The sequence below is a fragment of the Veillonella dispar genome, assembly GCF_900637515.1.
Lineage (GTDB): Bacteria > Bacillota > Negativicutes > Veillonellales > Veillonellaceae > Veillonella > Veillonella dispar.
This window is the reverse complement of record NZ_LR134375.1, coordinates 719,139-740,587: the sequence shown is the minus strand read 5'-3', so window position 1 is coordinate 740,587 and position 21,449 is coordinate 719,139. Positions and strand designations below refer to the sequence as shown.

The 21,449-nt window shown below is 39.9% G+C and carries 17 protein-coding genes, 1 tRNA gene and 1 other RNA gene; all 19 read right to left on the bottom strand.

Annotated elements, in window-relative coordinates:
• Positions 1-13 precede the first annotated feature (13 nt).
• The 19 genes from rnpB to EL171_RS03290 all read right to left on the bottom strand — a co-directional run bounded on the left by rnpB (position 14) and on the right by EL171_RS03290 (position 21,320).
• Positions 14-364: RNase P RNA component class A (rnpB, locus tag EL171_RS03380), an RNA gene on the bottom strand.
• A gap of 50 nt (positions 365-414) precedes the next feature.
• Positions 415-1,518 (bottom strand): Nif3-like dinuclear metal center hexameric protein, encoded by a 1,104-nt coding sequence (locus tag EL171_RS03375; protein ID WP_005386095.1) that lies wholly within the window; start codon positions 1,516-1,518, stop codon positions 415-417.
• Positions 1,519-1,533: 15 nt separating this feature from the next.
• Positions 1,534-2,265 carry a tRNA (adenine(22)-N(1))-methyltransferase gene (locus tag EL171_RS03370; RefSeq protein ID WP_005386094.1) on the bottom strand — a complete coding sequence of 244 codons (732 nt, stop codon included), beginning with the start codon at positions 2,263-2,265 and terminating at the stop codon, positions 1,534-1,536.
• Positions 2,266-2,437: 172 nt separating this feature from the next.
• Positions 2,438-2,512: transfer RNA gene (locus EL171_RS03365), tRNA-Ile, on the bottom strand.
• A gap of 62 nt (positions 2,513-2,574) precedes the next feature.
• Positions 2,575-3,138, bottom strand: a complete 564-nt coding sequence (gene folE, locus EL171_RS03360; RefSeq protein WP_005386093.1) for a GTP cyclohydrolase I FolE — start codon at positions 3,136-3,138, stop codon at positions 2,575-2,577.
• A 90-nt stretch (positions 3,139-3,228) separates the two neighbouring features.
• Complete coding sequence (locus EL171_RS03355; protein ID WP_005386092.1) at positions 3,229-3,972, bottom strand: 4Fe-4S cluster-binding domain-containing protein; 744 nt, start codon at positions 3,970-3,972, stop codon at positions 3,229-3,231.
• The gene (gene queD / locus EL171_RS03350; RefSeq protein WP_004696395.1) at positions 3,959-4,297 is read right to left on the bottom strand and encodes a 6-carboxytetrahydropterin synthase QueD; all 339 of its coding nucleotides are present in this window, start codon (positions 4,295-4,297) and stop codon (positions 3,959-3,961) included. The genes EL171_RS03355 and queD overlap by 14 nt, the downstream gene beginning before the upstream one ends.
• A gap of 182 nt (positions 4,298-4,479) precedes the next feature.
• Positions 4,480-5,643, bottom strand: a complete 1,164-nt coding sequence (gene rpoD / locus EL171_RS03345) for an RNA polymerase sigma factor RpoD (RefSeq protein WP_005386091.1) — start codon at positions 5,641-5,643, stop codon at positions 4,480-4,482.
• 23 nt (positions 5,644-5,666) lie between these two features.
• Entirely contained in the window at positions 5,667-7,439 is a 1,773-nt protein-coding gene (dnaG, locus tag EL171_RS03340; protein ID WP_005386090.1) for a DNA primase, read from the bottom strand.
• Positions 7,440-7,690: 251 nt separating this feature from the next.
• The gene (gene rny / locus EL171_RS03335; protein WP_005386089.1) at positions 7,691-9,196 is read right to left on the bottom strand and encodes a ribonuclease Y; all 1,506 of its coding nucleotides are present in this window, start codon (positions 9,194-9,196) and stop codon (positions 7,691-7,693) included.
• 214 nt (positions 9,197-9,410) lie between these two features.
• Positions 9,411-9,854, bottom strand: coding sequence for a regulatory protein RecX (locus EL171_RS03330; protein WP_005386087.1), 444 nt, complete (start codon positions 9,852-9,854; stop codon positions 9,411-9,413).
• 2 nt (positions 9,855-9,856) lie between these two features.
• Positions 9,857-10,897: a recombinase RecA gene (gene recA, locus EL171_RS03325; protein ID WP_005386086.1), complete on the bottom strand. Its 1,041-nt coding sequence runs from the start codon at positions 10,895-10,897 to the stop codon at positions 9,857-9,859.
• A 4-nt stretch (positions 10,898-10,901) separates the two neighbouring features.
• Positions 10,902-12,149, bottom strand: a complete 1,248-nt coding sequence (locus tag EL171_RS03320) for a competence/damage-inducible protein A (protein WP_005386084.1) — start codon at positions 12,147-12,149, stop codon at positions 10,902-10,904.
• 35 nt (positions 12,150-12,184) lie between these two features.
• Entirely contained in the window at positions 12,185-13,531 is a 1,347-nt protein-coding gene (gene rimO / locus EL171_RS03315) for a 30S ribosomal protein S12 methylthiotransferase RimO (protein WP_039969088.1), read from the bottom strand.
• 66 nt (positions 13,532-13,597) lie between these two features.
• Complete coding sequence (locus EL171_RS03310) at positions 13,598-14,635, bottom strand: ABC transporter substrate-binding protein (protein WP_005386080.1); 1,038 nt, start codon at positions 14,633-14,635, stop codon at positions 13,598-13,600.
• A gap of 61 nt (positions 14,636-14,696) precedes the next feature.
• Entirely contained in the window at positions 14,697-16,652 is a 1,956-nt protein-coding gene (locus EL171_RS03305; RefSeq protein WP_005386078.1) for a YgiQ family radical SAM protein, read from the bottom strand.
• A 39-nt stretch (positions 16,653-16,691) separates the two neighbouring features.
• Entirely contained in the window at positions 16,692-17,144 is a 453-nt protein-coding gene (locus EL171_RS03300) for a helix-turn-helix domain-containing protein (RefSeq protein ID WP_005386075.1), read from the bottom strand.
• Positions 17,145-17,192: 48 nt separating this feature from the next.
• Positions 17,193-19,937, bottom strand: a complete 2,745-nt coding sequence (locus EL171_RS03295) for an FtsK/SpoIIIE family DNA translocase (RefSeq protein WP_005386073.1) — start codon at positions 19,935-19,937, stop codon at positions 17,193-17,195.
• 81 nt (positions 19,938-20,018) lie between these two features.
• Positions 20,019-21,320: a replication-associated recombination protein A gene (locus tag EL171_RS03290; protein WP_005386071.1), complete on the bottom strand. Its 1,302-nt coding sequence runs from the start codon at positions 21,318-21,320 to the stop codon at positions 20,019-20,021.
• Positions 21,321-21,449: the final 129 nt, after the last annotated feature.

Genomic DNA, 21,449 nt, shown 5'->3' with positions numbered 1-21,449 from the left:
ATATCTTAAATATGGAAGCAAGCAATCAATAAGCCGAGTTCTGTTCCGCTTGCGCGGTGACGATTATCTTTCTAGGCGTACAGTCGCCTGCACGCTCGAGCGACACAACCCGGAAGGTAGGCGGGACCACCCTTAACCCTTCCCTATTCGGTCTTGCTCCGGATGGGGTTTACCGAGCCAGCCTGTTACCAGACTGCTGGTGAGCTCTTACCTCACCTTTCCACCCTTACCACTGACGTGGCGGTTTCCTTTTCTATGGCACTTTCCCTAAGGTTACCCTCGCCAGACGTTATCTGGCATCCTGCCCTATGGAGCTCGGACTTTCCTCGAGTCCTATGGACTCGCAACCGTCTTTCATACTTGCTTCAATTCAGTTTATCATAGCTAGCCTATTTGTTGCAAGAAAATGCAATATTATAAGAAAAAGAAATCATTCTGTTCTGTAAAAGCTTTCACAGGAACAGGTACATCTTTACTAAGTAAATAATCACATAAGCCTCTCGCAACAATAGATTCTGTACCAAAATGTCCCGCATCAACTACGAGCAATCCCAGCTCTTTAGCTAATTGTGCATCATGATACTTCACATCACCTGTAATATATGCATCCACATGTAGATGAGCTGCATCCTTAATAAATTCTGCGCCAGCACCAGAGCAGAGCGCTATAGATTGTATTTCTTGAGGAGCTACCCCAGCAAAACGAATATTAGCCTCTGGCAATGCTTCCTGAACCCATTCACGGAATGTATCTAAATTGAGTGCATTTGGTAAATGACCAATACGACCTAAATATTGAATTGAACATTTTGGCTCAGACAAGGATACCACTTCATAAGCTACCTCTTCATAAGGATGGGCCTCTTTCATTGCCTCTACAACTTGGCTTAAATGTGTACCATCAACGACAGCGTTCACTTGTACCTCAGTTGCGACCGTTAAAGCACCGGCTTCACCGATAACAGGATTAGAGTCTTCGTTACCAATGAAGCGACCTTCACCATGAATACTAAAGCTACAATGCTCGTAGTTACCAATTTTGCCAGCACCAGCAGATCCCATTGCATGACGAACCGCATCAGCTGCATTTTCAGGCACAAATGTAGTTATCTTATATAGCGCATCTTCACCAGTTTTGATAAAGCCCTTAACATCTATAAGACCTAATCGTTCTGCCAACATATCGTTTAAGCCACCAGGTGCAATATCAAGATTCGTATGGGCACTATATACGGCTATCTTATGTTGAATCAATTTATGAATCATGCGCCCTTGAGCCGTATCACAAGATAATTGTTTTAATCCTTTAAAAATTAACGGGTGATGACTAATGATTAAATTACAGTCATGTTCAATAGCATACGAAATAGTTTCCTCTTTTACATCTAATGTAGTTAATACACCTGTAACCATAGCATTTCTGTCGCCTACCATAAGGCCTACATTGTCCCAAGATTCCGCATAGGATCGAGGTGCTAATTGTTCCATTAAGGTAATGACTTGTTGAACAGTTGTCATAAAACTCACTTCTTTCTATCTACTTTCTAAAAGACTACGAAGAAATTCGACTTCGCGCTCTAAATCCCGATATTTGTCAGTATGGCTCAATTTCTCTGTCATACCATCCAAGGCACATTGTCGTTGATATATCAAATACTCAATATATTTTGTCCAAAGTTCTGGTCGTTCTTGTTCAAGAAGAGCCCCAACAAACCATAGTAAGGATTCTTCAGGCAATGTGGCATACACATTTTCATGATTTGCTGTGCCTGTATAGTTTTCCAAGCAATCCTCGCGAATTGCTAAAAACGCAGTATATAATTTACCGGTATCTTCAACAATAATTTCAAGAACAATAACATAGCCTTTTTGCACCATATACTGACGCAATTCTTTTTGCCCATTTTGTGGTTGTAACACGTAGAATTCCAACGGTTCAGGCCCTTCTTCTACGATATCGCGCATCAAGAAACCGCCCATACCACAGCAAATGGCACCATTTAGCTCGCCCTTCTGCGTTACCTTGAGACCATCCCCTAAACGGCAATCTACCTTAGACTCAAGCCCTCGGGACTTAACATATTCTTTTGCAGATTCTAAAGGTCCCTTATGTACATCACCGGCTATAACAAAGTCAGCACGATTACGGTTGATAAGTTCTACTGCTAAATATCCATGATCAGTGCCAATATCAGCTATTGCACGAGCCTTTGGCACAATCGAAAAAACCGCCTCTAAGCGATCCATCATAGGTCTAGGTTCCATAATTCCTCTATTTACTATTTATCTCTTAGGAAACTCATAAATCAGACGACTGATACTCTAGAGTATCATCTACTATCCATCTTAGTAATGACGATTGTATCTAAGAAATAAATGAATTACATATAAAAATAACCGCCCTTGAAATCTCAAGGACGGTAGATATCAACATAATTGGTGGGCCCACCTGGGATCGAACCAGGGACCGACCGGTTATGAGCCGGTTGCTCTACCCCTGAGCTATAGGCCCACAGTTAGTTTCTAGCTCATTAATTATACCGAATAGCCTGACTATTAGTCAAGATATCTGGTCTACGACTGTTTCATCAACATAAAACGGTGAATCATATTATCTTCGTTAAATACGCCCTTTGTAGCTAATGTAGTAGTCTGGCTATCTGTAGATTTAATCCCTCTCGCACTCATACAACTATGAGAAGATGTAATATGAACAATAACATCCTCTGACCCTGTAGCTAGTGAAATAACTTCAGCTATATCTTCTCCAATTTTTTCTTGTAATTGCAATCGTTTGCAACACATTTCAGCAATACGAGGTATTTTAGATAAGCCAATAACACGACCTTTAGGAATATAGCCAATGCTAATACTCATATCATACATTAAAGCCATATGGTGTTCGCAATGGGAAAAACACGTAATATCCTTTACTACAACCATTTGATTTGTATCAACTTCAAAGGTCTTACCATACATCTCTGCAATCTCAGCATTCGTATACTGAATCCCTTCGTATACCTCTGCCATCATTTGAGCTACGCGCTTAGGCGTTTCTACTAAACCTTCACGATTAGGGTCCTCCCCCAAGGCTTCTAGCAATTGATATACAAGTGATTCTATTTTTTCTGTATCCATATATTCCCCTTTATATCAAGGTGTCATCATATCATAATGTATCATACTGCATAAAAAAACACTCGATACTCTACCTACGCCCTAACTATACTATACACCTTTCGCATCAGGATCCCATACAAATTTATGAATCTGTAATTGGAATCGTACATTTTGTAGATTATGTTCATTCATATAATCAATAATAGCAGCTGCCTCTATTTTTCCCCACACTGGTGATACATAGATTTGAGCCTTTGTAGGATATTGATTAATCATATGACGCATACAGTCTAAATCCTCTACGGAACCTACTACAAATTTAATTAAATCCTGTTCCCTAGAAACTTTGAATATATCTAAATTCATAGATTTCTCAGCTAAAGAGGACGGTGTTTTATAATCGTAGGTAAACCACACATTTTCTCGGTGAAAGCTCGGTATAATCGTACCATTTGTTTCAATATTGAAATCGTAAAGACTTTCACTATCTAATACGTCTTGGGCATCTACAGATACGTTAATTCCCGTAGTCGATTTTATATCAGTACACGGTTCATCCTCTAATTTAGCAGATTTACGACGATTTAATTCATCGATTAGTTCCACTACAGCAGCTTCTTGTAATAGTGGCTCACCACCCGTAATGGTAATTCGATGATTGCCTAAACTTTCAATTGCATCAGCCACCTCTCGGACGGTCATGTCTGTGAAAGTACTATCAATACCATAACTATAGGTAGTATCACAATATGAACAGCGTATATTGCAATCATGAAGGCGTAAGAATGTGGTTAATAGCCCTTGACGACTTCCTTCACCATCAATAGAAGCGAAGATTTCAATCACGTTCATAAATAGCTGTGTTCCCTTCAGACTCTTGAACCTCTACTTTGAAACATTTAGGACCCAACTCATCAGCAATCCATTTTGCCATGTTTTCAGCAGTAGGATTAATATCGCCTAATACATCATTGATATGACGATGATCTAAGCGGCCATGAATTTTTTCTTTAATAATGGTAAAGTCGATGACCATGCCATTATGGTCTAACTCTTCAGAACGAGCATGAACCGTAATAATCCAATTATGCCCATGTAGATTTTGACATTTGCTTGGATAATCTAATTTCAATTGGTGAGATGCACTCACCTCTAATCGTTTTGTAACTGTAAACATTATATCTCCTAAATATTATATGAACTTTAATATATTATATGAACTTTAATATTTGCTATGTATTACATTAAAAGGCTTTAACGTACTCTTATTACTTACGTTTACTATCTTTAATTATATCACAAAAGGGTTGCAACACAGCACAATAGCACTGTATTACAACCCTTAAGAGATTCAACATCTTATAAGAAGTCTTTAATTTTATCGCGTTTACCACGATTGCGCAATTTAGTAAGCGCTTTACCTTCGATTTGACGGATACGTTCACGGGTTACATTGAAATGTTGACCTACTTCTTCCAATGTACGTGGTTTACCATCTTTCAAACCAAAACGCAAGATCAATACTTGTTGCTCACGGTCAGTTAAGCATGTAAATACATCTTCAATTTGTTCTTGTAATAAGATGTAGCTAGCTGCATCATCTGGAGCAATAGCATCTTGGTCTTCAATGAAGTCTCCCAAGTGAGAGTCTTCCTCTTCACCAATTGGAGTTTCCAATGATACTGGTTCTTGTGCGATTTTTTGAATTTCACGGACACGCTCCACCGTAATCCCCATACCTTCTGCGATTTCCTCTGGTAATGGTTCACGACCTTTATCTTGCAACAATTGTCGGGAAATACGAATCAATTTATTGATTGTTTCTACCATATGTACTGGAATACGAATTGTACGAGCTTGGTCCGCAATAGCACGAGTAATCGCTTGACGAATCCACCATGTAGCATATGTGGAGAATTTATAACCCTTTGTATAGTCGAACTTATCTACAGCTTTAATAAGGCCCAAGTTACCTTCTTGAATCAAGTCCAAGAATAACATACCACGACCTACATAGCGTTTTGCAATACTTACTACTAGGCGCAAGTTAGCATCTACCAATTTTTTCTTAGCCTTTTTGGCAAGTTGAACGTCTTTATATGTAGCATCTTCTGCTGCGCCAGCTTCAATTTGCTTAGCTAAAACAATTTCCTCATCAGCGGAAAGCAATGGAACACGACCGATTTCTTTGAGGTACATACGCACTGGATCATCAATGTTAACGCCAGAGTCTACGCTTAAATCGATGGAGATATTCTTTTCACTAGAAGTATCCTCTTCATCCTCTTCTTCTGGCTCTATTGGATTAGCATCAGCATCCTCACCGTCGATATCAGCCACTACTTCAATATTTAACTTACCAAATGTAGTATAAATATCATCTAATTGTTCTGCAGTAAGATCAGTCTGCTCATGAAGAGCATCTGAAATCTCTGATTGTGTCAACACACCGGTTTTCCGGCCTTTTTCAAGAAGTTGTTCAACAATCTCCTCTATTTGACTTTTTTGTACTTTCTTAGCCACAGCGCTCTCCTTTTTACATTATATTACTTAGACCATTCTCTAATTAAGTTCTGTATTTCCTGACACTTATGTAATTCGCTAATAAATGTCGAATCTCCTGCCCGTTTTAGTTGATCCGCCATAATTGAATGCGCTTTATACTGTTCACGCAATGAATGAAGCCTTATCTTGCGGATTAATCCAGGCACTTGCACCTTATATTCATCGTCACTCATAACAACCAATCTAGAGTAAATATCATACTCCGATGGCGATAAAACAGACTGAATGGTAGTATCATCTAGACGACCTTCTTGTTTAAATAAGGTGAATATCTTTTCTATTATACCGCGATATTCAATTTTTTCAAAGTCCTCTAATGGCAAGTAGCTCATCATATGTTGTAACACTTCACCATCTGTAAATGCTAAGGACAATAATTTCTCTGCATCACCTTTAGGTAAATCCTGTGTTGGCAAAGGTGCAGATGCAGTATCCACTAATTCAATTTGTCCTTTTTTTACATAGTCTCTGAAATATCTAAAGATACTACTATTATCAAGCCACAAAGGTAATGCCAATGTTTTTAATGCATCATCCCGTTGTGTTTGACTATCTATATTAGCAATATACGGGAATACATCAGCCAATACAGCTTGCTTCCCTTCCGTATCATTTGTATCGTGTTTAATTAGGGACTCACTCAATAAATAATCAAGAGGCTTAACCGCTTTAGTCACTAAATCTTTAAATGCTTGTCCTCCATGATTACGTACATAATCATCTGGATCTTTGCCATCTGGCATAGCGAGGACACGCACCTTGAAGTCCGTATTTTGCAATAATTCTATAGCTCTAGCCGCCGCTTGACGACCTGCTCCATCCATATCATAGGCCAGCACAATTTCATCGGCCTGCCGCATCAAGATATGCCCATGGTCTCGTGTATAAGCTGTTCCCAAAGATGCTACCACATTAGTAACACCATGGTTATGGGCAGAGATAACGTCCATGTAACCTTCCACAAGGATAGCTTGTCGTTCTTGACGAATGGACTTATAAGCCTTATCAAAGGCAAATAATAGTTTCCCCTTTTCAAAGATGGCTGATTCTGGCGAGTTCAAATATTTTGGTGTACTATCATCCATGACACGTCCACCAAAGGCAACTACACGACCTTTCCCATCCATAATGGGAAACATAATACGGTTTCTAAAGAAATCGTAAAACTGCCCCTTTTGATTTTTACGAACTAGATTTAGCTCCAAGAGAATTGAATCATCAATGCCGCGTTCGTGAAAGGCACGATACAACTTATCCCAACCATCTGGGGCAAAGCCTAATTTAAATTTTTCAATCGTCTCTTTTGTAAGGCCCCGTTTTTTTAAGTAATCAAGGCCAACCTTACCAATCGATGTTTGTGTAAGGCAGTTATGGAAAAATGTAGCCGCTAATTCTGACGCTTCATATAGTTTTTTCCGTCGTTCGTCTCGAGCTCGTTGTTCTGGTGAAAGCTTAGCCTCTGGCAATGGAATATTAGCGCGATTAGCAAGGCGCTCTAAGACCTCAACAAAGCTTAAATGCTCAAGTTCCATAAGGAATTTAATGACATTTCCCGATGCATGACAGCCAAAACAATAATAAAAGCCCTTTTCAGGGGCAACACTAAAGGACGGCGTCTTTTCATTATGAAATGGACAACAACCCCAATAGTTCTTGCCCCGTTTCTTTAAGGCTACATGCTCAGATATTACAGATACAATATCATTTGCATCTTTGATTTGTTCAATCAATTCATTTTCAAAATATCGGCTCATAGCCAACGCCTCCTTCCCTTATATATATTAATTCGATATACAAATAAAAAATCCTCTATTTGTAAAGTAATTTAATCAATTATCAAGTCGACCGATTTAGTAACTGATACGAATCATAGGAATCACCATCTATTTTGGATCAATACATGGTGATTCCTATACGCCGTATTCTTTAATAGGCTGCGAATAAAATTTGATAATAATAGGCTGCAATGAAATCATTGCAGCCTATACTTATCGCTTATAGCATATTATTTTGCGTAATCCACAACGCGAGTTTCACGAATAATTACGACCTTAATTTGGCCTGGATATTCGAGTTCAGACTCGATGCGTTTTACGATATTCCGAACGAGTAATGTAGACTCAGCTTCATCAATCTTATCCGGTTTTACTACAACGCGAATCTCACGACCTGCTTGAATAGCAAAGCATTTTTCAACGCCTTCGAAGGATTCAGCGATTTCTTCCAATTTAGATAAACGTTTCAAGTAGTTTTCTAATGTTTCTCGACGTGCTCCAGGACGAGCCGCAGAGATAGCATCAGCAGCTGCAACTAATACAGCTTCTACAGATTGGAACTCTTCATCACCATGATGAGCGCCAATGCAGTTAATTACTGCTGCACTTTCACGATATTTACGAGCCACATCAACACCGATTTGAACATGAGAACCCTCAAGTTCGCGGTCCAATGCTTTACCAATATCATGGATTAAACCACCTCGTTTAGCCAATGTTACATCACAGCCTAGTTCAGCTGCCATCAAACCTGCTAAATGAGATACTTCAATAGAATGTTTCAAAACGTTTTGACCGTAACTAGTACGATATTTCAAACGACCTAAAATCTTTACAATTTCAGGATGTAAGCCGTGAACATCAGCTTCAAATGTCGCTTGTTCACCAGCCTCTTTAATAGTTTGGTCAACCTCTTTACGAGCTTTACCAACCATTTCTTCAATACGAGCTGGATGGATACGACCGTCAACAATCAATTTTTCCAAAGCAATACGAGCCACTTCACGACGAATTGGATCGAAGCCAGAAAGAATAACTGCTTCTGGGGTATCATCGATAATCAAGTCAATACCTGTTAATGTTTCAAGTGCGCGAATATTACGGCCTTCACGACCAATAATGCGACCTTTCATTTCATCATTAGGTAATGCCACTACGGATACGGTAGTCTCCGCTACATGGTCAGCTGCGCAACGTTGGATAGCAGAGGAGATAATTTCTTTTGCTTTTTTCTCCGCGTCATCCTTAGCTTGCTGCTCCATTTCCTTAACCATAATCGCCGTTTCATGACGAATTTCTTGTTCCACATTCGTTAACAAGATATTCTTAGCTTCTTCAAATGTCATACCGGAAATACGTTCCAATTCTGCCATTTGTTTTTCATACAATGCTTCAATTTTTTCACGGCTTTGGGCTAAGTCAGCTTCTTTGCGATGTAAAGCTTCCTCTTTGTGCTCAATATTGTCTAATTTTTTATCCAAAGATTCTTCTTTTTGAAGAATACGACGTTCCATACGTTGAAGTTCAGAACGGCGATCTTTATTTTCTCGTTCTACATCAGAACGGAGCTTATGAATTTCTTCTTTCGCTTCTAATAAAGCTTCTTTCTTTTTAGACTCAGCTGTGCGTTCACCATTAGCGATGATACGTGCAGCCTCTTGCTCAGCTTGATTCAGTTTTCCTTCAGCAATATTTTTTCTTAAAAAATAGCCTACCCCTAGTCCAATCAGTACCATTACCACTGCAATTAGACTATACTCTAAAATCAGTCTCACCTCCTCTTAAATTCTCAAAATTGAGCTTTCATGCTCCTTTTTATGCCCTTCATGCATTAAATTATCATTTAGCCATATCATCATATAAATAAATAAGGCTATTATTAATTTTAGACTTGAAAGCCCTTTCTGTCAAGATTTTACAAGCCTAGTAAGGCCTCTTAAAAAGCACTTTCTATTCATAAAAATCATTGCACACAACTTGAATAGTGCTCGTTGAGAATCCTCTATATTTGAGAAAATTAAATACTTTTACACGAGGAGTGCGTTCTTCATTGAGAATGGAACCAAACTTTTTCTCCACTACGCGATAGGCGGCTTTCACTTCATCATAATTAGAGATTTCCTGAGGCACTGTAAGACCTCGCAGCTTCATCTTTTGCTTAATCATATACGCACCGTATTTTTGTTCTTTCATCAAGTACGTCAATACTTGCTCAGATAAGCGCTCATCATTGATGTAATCATAGTCTCTAAGGCGTTCAAGGACCCGCTCAATGATTGGGTCCTCGATTTGTTTACGTCTCATTTTTTGTGTCAGTTCATAGGAACTAAGAAATCGTTGAGCTAGGAAGCGATACGCTTGATCCATAGCAGCTTGCATCGTTTCTTCACTCATAATTATACTTCTTCAGTTACTTCTTCACCGATTACATCAATTTCTTCTGTACCAACAGCTAATGTATCGCGAATAATACGATCGATTTCATCAGCGATTTGTGGATTATCTAACAAATATTGTTTAGCTGCTTCTTTACCTTGGCCCATGCGTTCACCATTATAGGAATACCATGCACCAGATTTATTGATGATTTCCATATTTGTGCCGATATCAATAAGTGTACCAGCTTTAGAGATACCTTCACCGTACATCAAATCAAACTCAGCCGTTTTGAATGGAGGTGCTACTTTATTTTTAACAACTTTAACTTTAGTGCGAGCACCAACATTTTCGTTATTAGCTTTAATTAATTCACCCTTACGAACATCAAGACGTACAGAGGAATAGAATTTCAACGCACGACCACCTGTTGTAGTTTCAGGATTACCAAACATTACGCCTACTTTTTCACGCAATTGGTTGATAAAGATAACAACAGTTTTAGATTTGCTGATAATACCAGTCAATTTACGCAATGCTTTACTCATCAAACGAGCTTGTAGACCTACGTGAGCATCGCCCATCTCGCCATCGATTTCGGCTTTAGGAACTAAAGCTGCAACGGAGTCAACTACGACGATATCTACAGCGCCACTGCGAACTAAAGCTTCTGTAATTTCAAGAGCTTGCTCACCATTATCTGGTTGAGAAATCAATAGATTATTAATATCTACACCTAAGTTACGAGCATATACAGGATCCATCGCATGTTCTGCATCAATAAAAGCTGCAATGCCACCTTGTTTTTGCGCTTCTGCTACAGCGTGAAGCGCTACTGTTGTTTTACCAGAAGATTCTGGACCGTAAATTTCAATTACACGGCCGCGAGGGAAGCCCCCTACACCAACAGCGATATCGATAGCAAGGGAACCAGAGGAGATAACCTCTACATTCATGCGATCTGCTGCTTCACCAAGGCGCATAATAGCGCCTTTACCAAAGTCTTTTTCAATTTGTTTTAACGCGTTATCCAACGCTGCTTGTCTGCCATCTACAGCCATTCTTTTATTTCCCCTTTTCTGTTATATAAGTATACACATAATATAGTGCTAGCTCTGCTGCACTTTGTCGAATATCTTCGCGATTACCAATTAAATTAGCCTTATGAGCCACCGTTCCATGAGGTCCAGTAACCCCAAACCATACAAGACCAACTGGCTTTTCAGGGCTACCGCCGCCGGGACCAGCTATACCAGTCGTAGAAACGGCATATGTTGTTTGACCCACAGTTCGTGCCCCCTCGGCCATAGCCTTCGCGACTTGCTCACTTACGGCACCATATGTATCGAGCATGTCTTGTGGTACCCCTAATACACGATGTTTTACATCATTACTATAGGAAATGACACCACCCATATAGTATTCACTACTACCGCTGACATTAGTCAATAACTTACCAACTAATCCAGAAGTACAGGATTCAGCAGTACTAATAGTGCTATGATCTTCAAGTAATACATGACCAAGTGTTTCCTCCATAGAAACAGTCAAGTCACGTCCTACACGAGCTCCTAATCGGTCTCGAACGATAGCATCCCAAGGATTGAGAAGCTCATGAGCAGCCTCCAAGGTGTCAGCCTTAGCAGTAATACGAACCTCTATGTAACCCTTTTTAATGAGCAAAGCAATAGTTGGATTCGATTGGTTCTTAATGAGATCCATTAAGGTATTTTCTAAATCGATTTCACGGATATCATATATACCATATCGATAGGAGGTAACAACACCTTGTGAACCAAATCGACTCATTAAATAAGGTACCACACTATCGTGGAACATACCCTTCATCTCACCAGGAGGTCCTGGCAAAAGTATGTATGTAGTATCTCCATCTTCCACTACAACACCAGGCGCTACACCTACCGGATTATGTAATACGTTTGCGCCTTCAGGCAACTCAGCTTCTCGACGACTTGCATCCGGCACGGTACGTTTTACACGGTCAAAGAAATGTTTAACCTCATCCATTGCCTCTTGATTAAATACAATAGGTCGTCCAATAGAATCGGCTAATACATTTCGTGTAATATCTCCTTGCGTGGGTCCTAATCCGCCAGTACTAATAACGATGTCCGCTCTAGTGCTAGCTAATTGAAAGACCTCTGCCATGCGCTTAGGATTATCCCCCACTACAGATTGATGAGCAATAGTATAGCCTAGTTTATTTAATTCTTGTGCTAGCCAAGATACATTTGTATTTACTGTATCGCCTAGCAATAATTCTGAACCTGTAGAAATAAGTTCTACAATCATCAGATCACCTCCACAATCGAAAGAATCGAAGTGTTTTATTCTACAACCGTAGCTACTACATCGTACGCAAAGCCTTGCTCTACCTGTACCTTAAGAATATCACCAGGTTGAACCTCTTCACCGCAGTCCTCAATGTACATATTACCGTCTACATCAGGTGCTTGAGATTTCAAGCGTCCTTTAGCTAGTAATGTTCCATTCTCGCCGTCCTCGATTTCTTCCACCATTGCATAGTCAACAGTACCTTCTAAATCGCGATTATTCTCTTCAGAGATAGCAGCTTGGATGGACATAAGAACGTGGTAACGTTCTTCTTTCACCTCTTCTGGCACTTGATCTTCACGGGCACCAGCTGGTGTGCCTTCCTCTTGAGAGTAAGTAAATACGCCCATATTATCGAATTTTATTTCTTTTACAAAGTCGCAAAGTTCTTCAAATTGTTCATCTGTTTCACCAGGGAACCCAACGATGATAGATGTGCGCAATGTAATATGAGTCGGTGCATTTCTAATCTTCTTAAGCAAACGTTCAATATCATTACGATCATCACGACGATTCATTTGTTTTAAAATATCGTTATTCACATGTTGCAATGGAATATCTACATATTTACAAAGTTTTGGCTCATTAACGATAATATCTAACAATTCATCGGAGAAGAAAGTTGGATATAAGTATAACATGCGAATCCATTCGATACCTTCTACGGCAGTTAATTCCTTAAGCAATGTAGTCAACAATGGTTTACCATCATTTAAATCAATACCGTAACTAGTCGTATCTTGAGCGATAAGAACGACCTCTTTAACACCGGATGCAGCCAATCGTTCTACTTCGGCCTTAATAGACTCAATAGTACGACTGCGGAATGCACCACGCACCTTTGGAATAATACAGAAGGTACAACCATTGTTACAGCCTTCCGCAATTTTTACATATGCACTGTAACGAGGTGTTGTTTGAATACGTGGCATACGCTCATCATAAATATTTGTAATATTTTCCATGATACAACTGCGATTGCCATGCTCAATAGCATCAACAGCTACCATAATCTGGTCCCATGCACCTGTACCGATTAAAGCATCAATTTCAGGAATTTCTTGGAATAATTCATCTTGATATTGTTGGCTTAAGCAACCTGCTACAATAAGTCCTTTACATTTACCATCCTCTTTATATTGAGCCACCTCAAGAATAGTATTAATAGACTCGGCTTTTGCTTTCTCAATAAAGGTACAGGTATTTACAACGATAAGATCTGCTTCGCTTAGGTCCTCTGTAATCGTATAGCCATTATCTTTTAATAAGCCTAACATTACCTCTGTATCTACTAAGTTTTTAGCACAACCTAGGCTAACATACCCTAATTTCTTACCCATTCTATATCCTTTCATAACTAGTTTATTTCTCAATTTACTTCCTGTAATAGGATCTATATAACTGAGTTACTCCTTGCGGAAGCGCACTTGGCTAACCCAGTGATTTAACAATAACTTTTTGCCATCTATAGTGTAACCACCATTAACAGGCCATAAAATTAGCTCATGTCCCAATGAGTCTTTTGGCTCATCCATTTCTGGGTTTGTAAATATATAGGTGAAGTTATTTTCAACCATATACTTTGCAGTCTTTGTAGACAACAACCAATTAATAAATTCGACACTATCTGCTTTATGTTTTGAATTTTTTAATACGGCCGCCCCAGTTACATAATAAGAGGTCCCATCTGTTGGATAAATGACCTTAATTGGATATCCATGACGCGTATATTGGGCCGCATCAGATAAATTACCAATGCCGATATTAGACTCTCCAAGCGCTGTTAAACGAACTGGGGTAGACAAGAACTTAGCATGTTGTATTACATGAGGTTTTAAGCTATATAAATAGTTTAACGCCTCAGGCTCCCCTCTATATTCCACCATGTTATATAACAAGTTCGCCGCATTTTGGGATGCTACAAAATCGGTCATTACAATGGTCCAATCTCCTTGTTTTGCCAAGGTATCCCATGTAGTAATATATTTACCAACCCCATTGTAGAAGGTATCATTTTGAACAAATACGATAGGATCATACCAAAGACCTACCCAATATCCATTAGGATCCTTTAAATTGTCACGAACTTCGTCGATTCTCTCATTAACAATAGGTGCATATTTTCCAGTATTGGCACCTACAACGAGGTTATCCTCAGAGGTAAGTACAATATCACCAGATGTATCAGCTACATTAGAGGCCGAACGTTGTGCCATTTGCTCCTCTGTAAGAGGCATAACTGTAACCTTTACATTCTTCTCCTCTTCATAACGATCGGCAAGCAATGTAGTTATATTATTTGGTAAGTCTGTATAAACTGTAATCTCACCACGAACAGGCTCTTTTGCATGTTCTAATTGTTCTTGATGGTAAAAGTTTACGCCATAGGTTAACATTCCTACCACAAAAAGGGCTAAAATGCCCGGAGCAATCCATCGTTTCATATATGCCTCCTATAAGACATAAAGTATCCCCAAATGAGATTAGTAAAACTCATCTCTATAATTAACGACCACCACGGCTTTTATTAGATGGGCGACTTTTGGTCATGCCATTACGAGAGGGTCTACCCTTACTACTTTTCTCACTAGACTGACGTCCGTTGCGACGATCATTATTCTTCCCACTATTACGAGAACCACTAGATTGACTAGGACGATTAGTCCGACCAATTGGGCGTGGTGGAATCAAACATTCAGGTCCAAACCCTATCAAGTCACGTCGATTAGCTTCAATGAGTGCCTCTTTTACAAGGTTGTAATTTTCAATATTTTTATATTGCATTAAGGCCCGCTGCTTAGCTTTATCTCTACCTTTTTTGGCAACATATACAGGTTTTCCATCCAGTGGGTTAATGCCCGTATAGTACATACATGTCGATAAGCTCCCCGGCGTAGGAATAAAGTCTTGCACTTGTTCTGGATACATATGTTGATCACGTAAGAACTCGGCTAATTCAATAGCATCTTCCAAGGCACAACCTGGATGAGAGCTCATAAAATATGGTACTAAATATTGCTTCTTACCAAGCTTTTTATTGGCCTCTTCAAACCAAGATTTGAAGGTGAGGAACTCTTCCTTACCAGCTTTGCCCATCATATTGGTAACGCGTTTAGAAACATGTTCTGGCGCTACTTTTAATTGTCCACTTACATGAAATTCACAAAGCTCGCGGACAAAATCTTTATTGTTATCCGCTAGAACATAGTCATAACGCAAGCCAGAACGAACAAATACCTTTTTTACGCCTTTTAGCTTACGTAATTTACGGAGTAAAGCAATATAGTCATCATGGTTTGTATTTAGATTTTCACAAGGCTCTGGAGCAGCACAAGTACGACCTTTACAAGCACCATATACAGCTTGTTTGTCACAAGCTAAATGACGGAAATTCGCCGTAGGGCCCCCAACATCATGAATATATCCTTTAAAGTTATCCATATTAATCATAGTTTGAGCTTCATCAAGTAAAGACTCATGGCTACGATTTTGGATGATACGACCTTGATGATTTGTTATTGCACAGAATGAACAGCTCCCAAAGCATCCCCGTTGACTTACAAGGCTAAACTGTACTTCGCTTAATGCTGGTACGCCACCCTTATCGTCATATTTAGGATGCCACTTGCGAGTATACGGCAAGTTATATACGCCATCCATTTCCTCCTGCGTAAGTGGCAATGCAGGTGTGTTTTGAACAAGATATCTATCGCCATGTTTTTGTACTACTATACGACCATAGAATGGATCTTGTTCATCATACTGCATACGGAATGCATCAGCAAAAGCCATCTTATCCGCTTTAATTTCCTCAAAAGATGGACACTCAACATAGTCTATGGTAGGGATTTCCTTGGCCATATAACAAATACCACGAATAGATGGCAAGGATTCTTTAAATCTACCTTGATCTAACGCATCAGCTAATTCTACAATTTGAAGTTCACCCATACCATAAATGAGTACATCCGCCTTTGAATCAACTAAAATAGAACGACGCACAGTATCCGACCAATAATCATAATGACCAAATCGGCGTAAGGACGCCTCTATGCCACCGATAATAAGAGGCACATCACTGTAAGCCTCTTTCATACGATTCGCATATACCAAGGTAGCTCGATCTGGGCGATGGCCCGCTTCACCACCTGGAGAATAGTCATCTTGTCGACGAATTTTCTTTGCCGCCGTAAATTTATTGAGCATTGAATCTAGATTCCCTGCCGTAACAAGGGATGCTAGACGCGGTTTACCAAGTTTTTTGAAAGCCTCTACATCATTCCAATCTGGTTGATCTATAATGCCTACACGATAGCCTTTGGATTCTAAGTATCTGCCGATAACTGCAGGTGCAAAGGAAGGATGGTCAACATAGGCGTCCCCACTAATGAGGACAAAATCTAATTCGGCCCAACCTCGTTCCTTCATCTCCGAAGGTTCTGTTACTAAAAATCTATCCATTGATTGTGTAAATGCCTTTCTATCATTCCTAATCAACTATTAGAAAAGGAATAACCACAGTAAAAATAATGCCATACAGAATAAAATAATGCCTAAAATAATACGTTCCTGAACGATAGAACGTTGGCGTTTTCGTTGACGCGTTTCTAAGGACATACGCTTTTTAGAGGTTTGGTATTCAACGAATTCACTTTGCACCAAATTTGGCGCAGCTTGTGCCTTCTGACGCGTCACAGAACGCAAAGAAAACGTATCTATATCACCTACTTGACTTTGGTAGGCTTTTACCAAGCGATCCCCATCAAGATCTAAATAATTACCGTAATTACGAATAAAGCCTTTTACGTAGACCTGACCAGGAATGATGTCATACTTACCATCTTCGATAGCTTCCAAATAGGTTGTTTTAATGTGCAGTACTTGCTCCACATCTTTAAAGGTTAAATTACGTCTTACTCGTTCACGTCGTAATTCTTCGCCTAATTCAGCCATTTTCGTTCCTCTCTTAATCTACATAATACTCATATCGTAATCATTTAATTATTGTTCATCATTGGAGTCTGAGAAATATCGTGCCTTTGCTTGTTCAGGACTCATTAAAATTTCTCGAGCTTTACTGCCCATGCTAGGGCCAACGATTTTAAGATCTTCCATCGTATCTACTAGACGAGCCGCACGAGTATAACCTATGCGGAATCGACGTTGCAACATGGATACAGAAGCTTGACCAGATTCCATTACAAGGTTAACAGCACGCTCTAATAATTCATCGCGGTAAATATCATTTTCTTCAGATGATTCTTTCTCTGTTTCCTTTTCAGCCTCTTGCGTAACAGTATCATCATATTCTGGTTCTCGTTGAGCTTTTACAAATTCTACAAGATGTTCCACCTCATCATCAGAGATAAATGCACCTTGTACACGAATTGGTTTATTCGCCCCGATTGGAGCAAACAACATATCCCCTTTACCGAGTAATTTTTCTGCTCCCGCCATATCGAGGATGGTACGGGAGTCAATTTGAGAACCTACGGCAAAGGAAATACGGCTCGGTACATTGGCCTTAATAGAACCTGTAATAACGTTAACAGATGGACGTTGTGTAGCAAGTACCATATGAATACCCGCAGCACGCGCCATTTGTGCTAAGCGGCTAATAGATTCTTCAATATCATCAGGAGCTGTCATCATAAGGTCAGCTAACTCATCGATGATTAATACAATCAACGGCATAGCCGCCTTAGGATGCGCTTCGTTATAACTCTTGATATCACGCTTACCAGATGCTGCAAAGGCTTTATAACGAGCCTCCATTTCACGAACGGCCCAACGCAATACAGCAGCTGCTTTTTTCATGTCTGTTACAACTGGCGCCATCAAATGAGGAATGCCGTTATAAATAGACAACTCAACCATCTTAGGGTCGATTAATAGTAACTTAACCTCTTCCGGTTTACGACTAAATAGAATACTGGAAATCAATGTGTTAACACATACAGACTTACCAGAACCCGTAGTACCTGCTACGAGCAAGTGAGGCATCTTCGCAAGGTCTGTAATGACAGGCTTACCTGCAATATCTTTACCAAGACCAACTGGAATACCACCACGAGCATCTTTGAAGTCACTGCAATCAAGAACATCGCGCAAATGCACGGCCTCTGTTGTCTTATTAGGAACCTCAATACCAATAGCGGATTTACCAGGAATTGGAGCCTCCATACGAATATGTTGAGCCGCTAAATTAAGGGCAATATCATCTGTTAAATTAACGATTCGGCTAACCTTTACACCCGGTGCAGGTTCAATTTCATAACGCGTAACGGTTGGACCTTGCGTTGCATTAACAACCTTAGCAGTAATACCAAAGTTACTTAATACATTTTCAAGCATCATTGCATTTTGAGCTACTTCTTCACCATTGCTTTGACTCCCCTTCCCTTTCGCCAAAATATCAAGGCTTGGGAAATGGTAAGGTCTATCATAGGTACGGTGAATTTGACCTTCTTTAGACACTGCCACTTGTGCCGTATCTTCTGTAGTACTAATGGTAGACGGCACTTGTAAGCTCATGCCATTCATGCCTGCACCAGCACTTACAGAACTTGCAGCAGCACCTGTTCCAGGTACAGCAGAAGCTATAGCAGCGTGATTAGTTTCCAACGGACCAATCGTTGTATTTTGATATGTAAACTCTGGTTGTTCCTCATGGTTATTGTCTACTGATTCAGAGTCATCTGTATATCCTTCGTCTGGAGTATATGTATAATCCTCATCTGGAGTATATACATAGTCATCACCTGTAGATCTACTAGCATCAGAGAATTGATCGAAATCATCTGCATCATAAGACTTCGCATCACCAGAAGCTTCAGAAATATTCGCCAATTGTTCCGCCGCTCGATTGCGGGCCTCTATCTCAGCTAATTCTTTCCAAGATGTAGGGGCCTTTGGTGTTTCCACAGTTGTTACTGTATTTACCATAGGTTCATGGTCTACAACCGTACTAGGTTCGACATTATCTCTATCGGTAGATATACCGCGTTTTTCCAATATATCTAGCGCTTGATCGGCAGCATCAGCAAAGCGTGTATCCTTTTCCCTGTTATACGCTTTACGTTGCTCTGCTGCTTCTTTGCGTTGTTCATTCCAATCGTCAAAGACCTCTTTAGCTACAGCTACCTTCTCAGCAGCCACTTCTTTAGCTACATCTAATCCTACTTGAGTTTTATCCGCCGCTTTTTGCAAGCCACTGCGCAAGGATAAACGGGTAATTAGAATACCAAAGGCTAATAATAAGAACACATCTAAAATGATAGCCCCAAGTTCACCTAATAATGTGCGAAGGAATGTAGCGATGGCGCCACCTACAACACCCCCTTGATTGGCCAGTTGTGTTGTGATAAGTTCCTGCCCCTCAGGAACGCGCCACAATGGAACAAGAGCTAGCAAAAATAGGAAGAACAAGGTCATTACAACACCTCGTTTAGTAATGGAAATAAATGTTCCCTTATACAATAATCGCCAGCCTACCCAGAAAACACCAAGACATGGAATAATACCGCCCAAGCCAAAGCCATAACGGAATATACCTGTTAAAATTTGTCCTACAAGACCGAGTTCAAAACCAAAGAACCCAAGCAAGGAAATAACTGCAAAGGCAATTACAATTAAACCTTTAACTTCGCTACGCAAGGAAAAACCTTGAGATTTAGTTTGCTGTTTTGTACTTGTTCGCTTTCGTCGTGTATTTCGTTTTTTGGTGGAAGTTTTTTCTTCTGCCATAAATCTATACAAACCCCTTACTATATAACACTACTGTAAATTAACTTATCATTATATTATAGCATATATCGAAGTATTTAGTTAACTTTTACGACGTTCTTCCCAATCGTGAAGCAACTGTTCTTCTCTACCTCTTTTTATGCCATTGTAGTATGTAGCATCCACAAGAGGTGTTGGTAAATACTGCTGTTTTACATAGCCATTTGGATAGTTATGAGCATATTTATAGGTGTTCCCATGGCCTAGTTTGCTAGCACCACTATAATGACTATCTTTTAAATGATCTGGCACCTGGCCACAATCCTTGTGGCGCACATCAGCAATAGCTGCATCAATCGCCATATAAGCAGAATTACTTTTCGGCGCTAAGGCTACATAGCAAGCCGCCTCAGATAATATAATGCGCGCTTCAGGGAAGCCTACCATATGAGCGGCTTGAGCGGCTGCATTGGCGAGAATCAAAGCTTGAGGATCTGCTAGCCCTACATCTTCAGCAGCACAAATTACGATACGGCGAGCGATAAAGTTTGGGTCTTCGCCAGCTTCAATCATGCGCGCTAGATAATGAACTGTTGCTTGCACATCGGAGCCGCGCATACTTTTAATAAACGCAGAAATCGTATCATAATGGCTATCACCTTTTTTGTCATATGTATAAATACGACGGCCTACAACCTTTTCGAGAACCTCAATAGATATGGTCCCTTCATCAGGCACCATAGCCGCTGCTTGTTCTAAAATATTAAGGGCCATCCGACCATCACCGTTGACGAAGATGCCTACATCTTCAAGAACCTCATCTGTCACCTGTAGATGACGTTTACCAAGGCCCACCTCTTCATCTGTAATAGCACGGCGCAAAATTTGGCCTATAGCCTTTGGTGTAAGCGCTTCTAGAGTAATTAACCTTAGACGAGATAGAAGCGGTCTATTTACCTCAAAAAATGGATTTTCTGTGGTAGCGCCAATGAGGATGATTGTACCATCCTCTACACAAGGTAATAACACATCTTGTTGGCTTTTATTAAAGCGGTGAATTTCATCGAGGAATAAAATGGTTCGTTGTTGTAAAGATCGCACCCGCTTACGAGCATCCTCTATGATATTACGCAGCTCACCTATGCCCGCATTAGTAGCATTTAAATTTACAAAATGACTATTGCTAACCTTCGCAATAATACCTGCTAATGTAGTTTTACCCGTTCCACATGGGCCATAAAAAAGCATAGACGGAATTGTATCCTTTTCAACCATGGCGCGCAAGAAAGTCCCCTTCCCTACCGCTTTTTCTTGACCATATAAATGGTCTAATGTGGTAGGACGCATACGCACCGGTAACGGTTCATACGTATTGGTAGGCGTCATATCAAATAAACTATCCATTCTATCACCTCAATCCATAACATCTTATTTATTAACTCTAAAATTTTATTAATCGTACAGTCCAGCAAATTCTATTCATAAAGAATAGAATTTATATATCAATAACCCATAATAGCGATATTGACTGCT

Coding starts and splice junctions, on each gene's coding strand:
- queD (WP_004696395.1), bottom strand. CDS start 4,297: ATGTTTACAGTTACAAAACGATTAGAGGTGAGTGCATCTCACCAATTG.
- EL171_RS03320 (WP_005386084.1), bottom strand. CDS start 12,149: ATGATTGTAGAACTTATTTCTACAGGTTCAGAATTATTGCTAGGCGAT.
- EL171_RS03370 (WP_005386094.1), bottom strand. CDS start 2,265: ATGGAACCTAGACCTATGATGGATCGCTTAGAGGCGGTTTTTTCGATT.
- dnaG (WP_005386090.1), bottom strand. CDS start 7,439: ATGAGCCGATATTTTGAAAATGAATTGATTGAACAAATCAAAGATGCA.
- EL171_RS03330 (WP_005386087.1), bottom strand. CDS start 9,854: ATGAGTGAAGAAACGATGCAAGCTGCTATGGATCAAGCGTATCGCTTC.
- folE (WP_005386093.1), bottom strand. CDS start 3,138: ATGGATACAGAAAAAATAGAATCACTTGTATATCAATTGCTAGAAGCC.
- EL171_RS03305 (WP_005386078.1), bottom strand. CDS start 16,652: ATGGATAGATTTTTAGTAACAGAACCTTCGGAGATGAAGGAACGAGGT.
- EL171_RS03295 (WP_005386073.1), bottom strand. CDS start 19,937: ATGGCAGAAGAAAAAACTTCCACCAAAAAACGAAATACACGACGAAAG.
- recA (WP_005386086.1), bottom strand. CDS start 10,897: ATGGCTGTAGATGGCAGACAAGCAGCGTTGGATAACGCGTTAAAACAA.
- EL171_RS03355 (WP_005386092.1), bottom strand. CDS start 3,972: ATGAACGTGATTGAAATCTTCGCTTCTATTGATGGTGAAGGAAGTCGT.
- rimO (WP_039969088.1), bottom strand. CDS start 13,531: ATGGGTAAGAAATTAGGGTATGTTAGCCTAGGTTGTGCTAAAAACTTA.
- rny (WP_005386089.1), bottom strand. CDS start 9,196: ATGGTACTGATTGGACTAGGGGTAGGCTATTTTTTAAGAAAAAATATT.
- EL171_RS03300 (WP_005386075.1), bottom strand. CDS start 17,144: ATGGCTGAATTAGGCGAAGAATTACGACGTGAACGAGTAAGACGTAAT.
- EL171_RS03375 (WP_005386095.1), bottom strand. CDS start 1,518: ATGACAACTGTTCAACAAGTCATTACCTTAATGGAACAATTAGCACCT.
- EL171_RS03310 (WP_005386080.1), bottom strand. CDS start 14,635: ATGAAACGATGGATTGCTCCGGGCATTTTAGCCCTTTTTGTGGTAGGA.
- EL171_RS03290 (WP_005386071.1), bottom strand. CDS start 21,320: ATGGATAGTTTATTTGATATGACGCCTACCAATACGTATGAACCGTTA.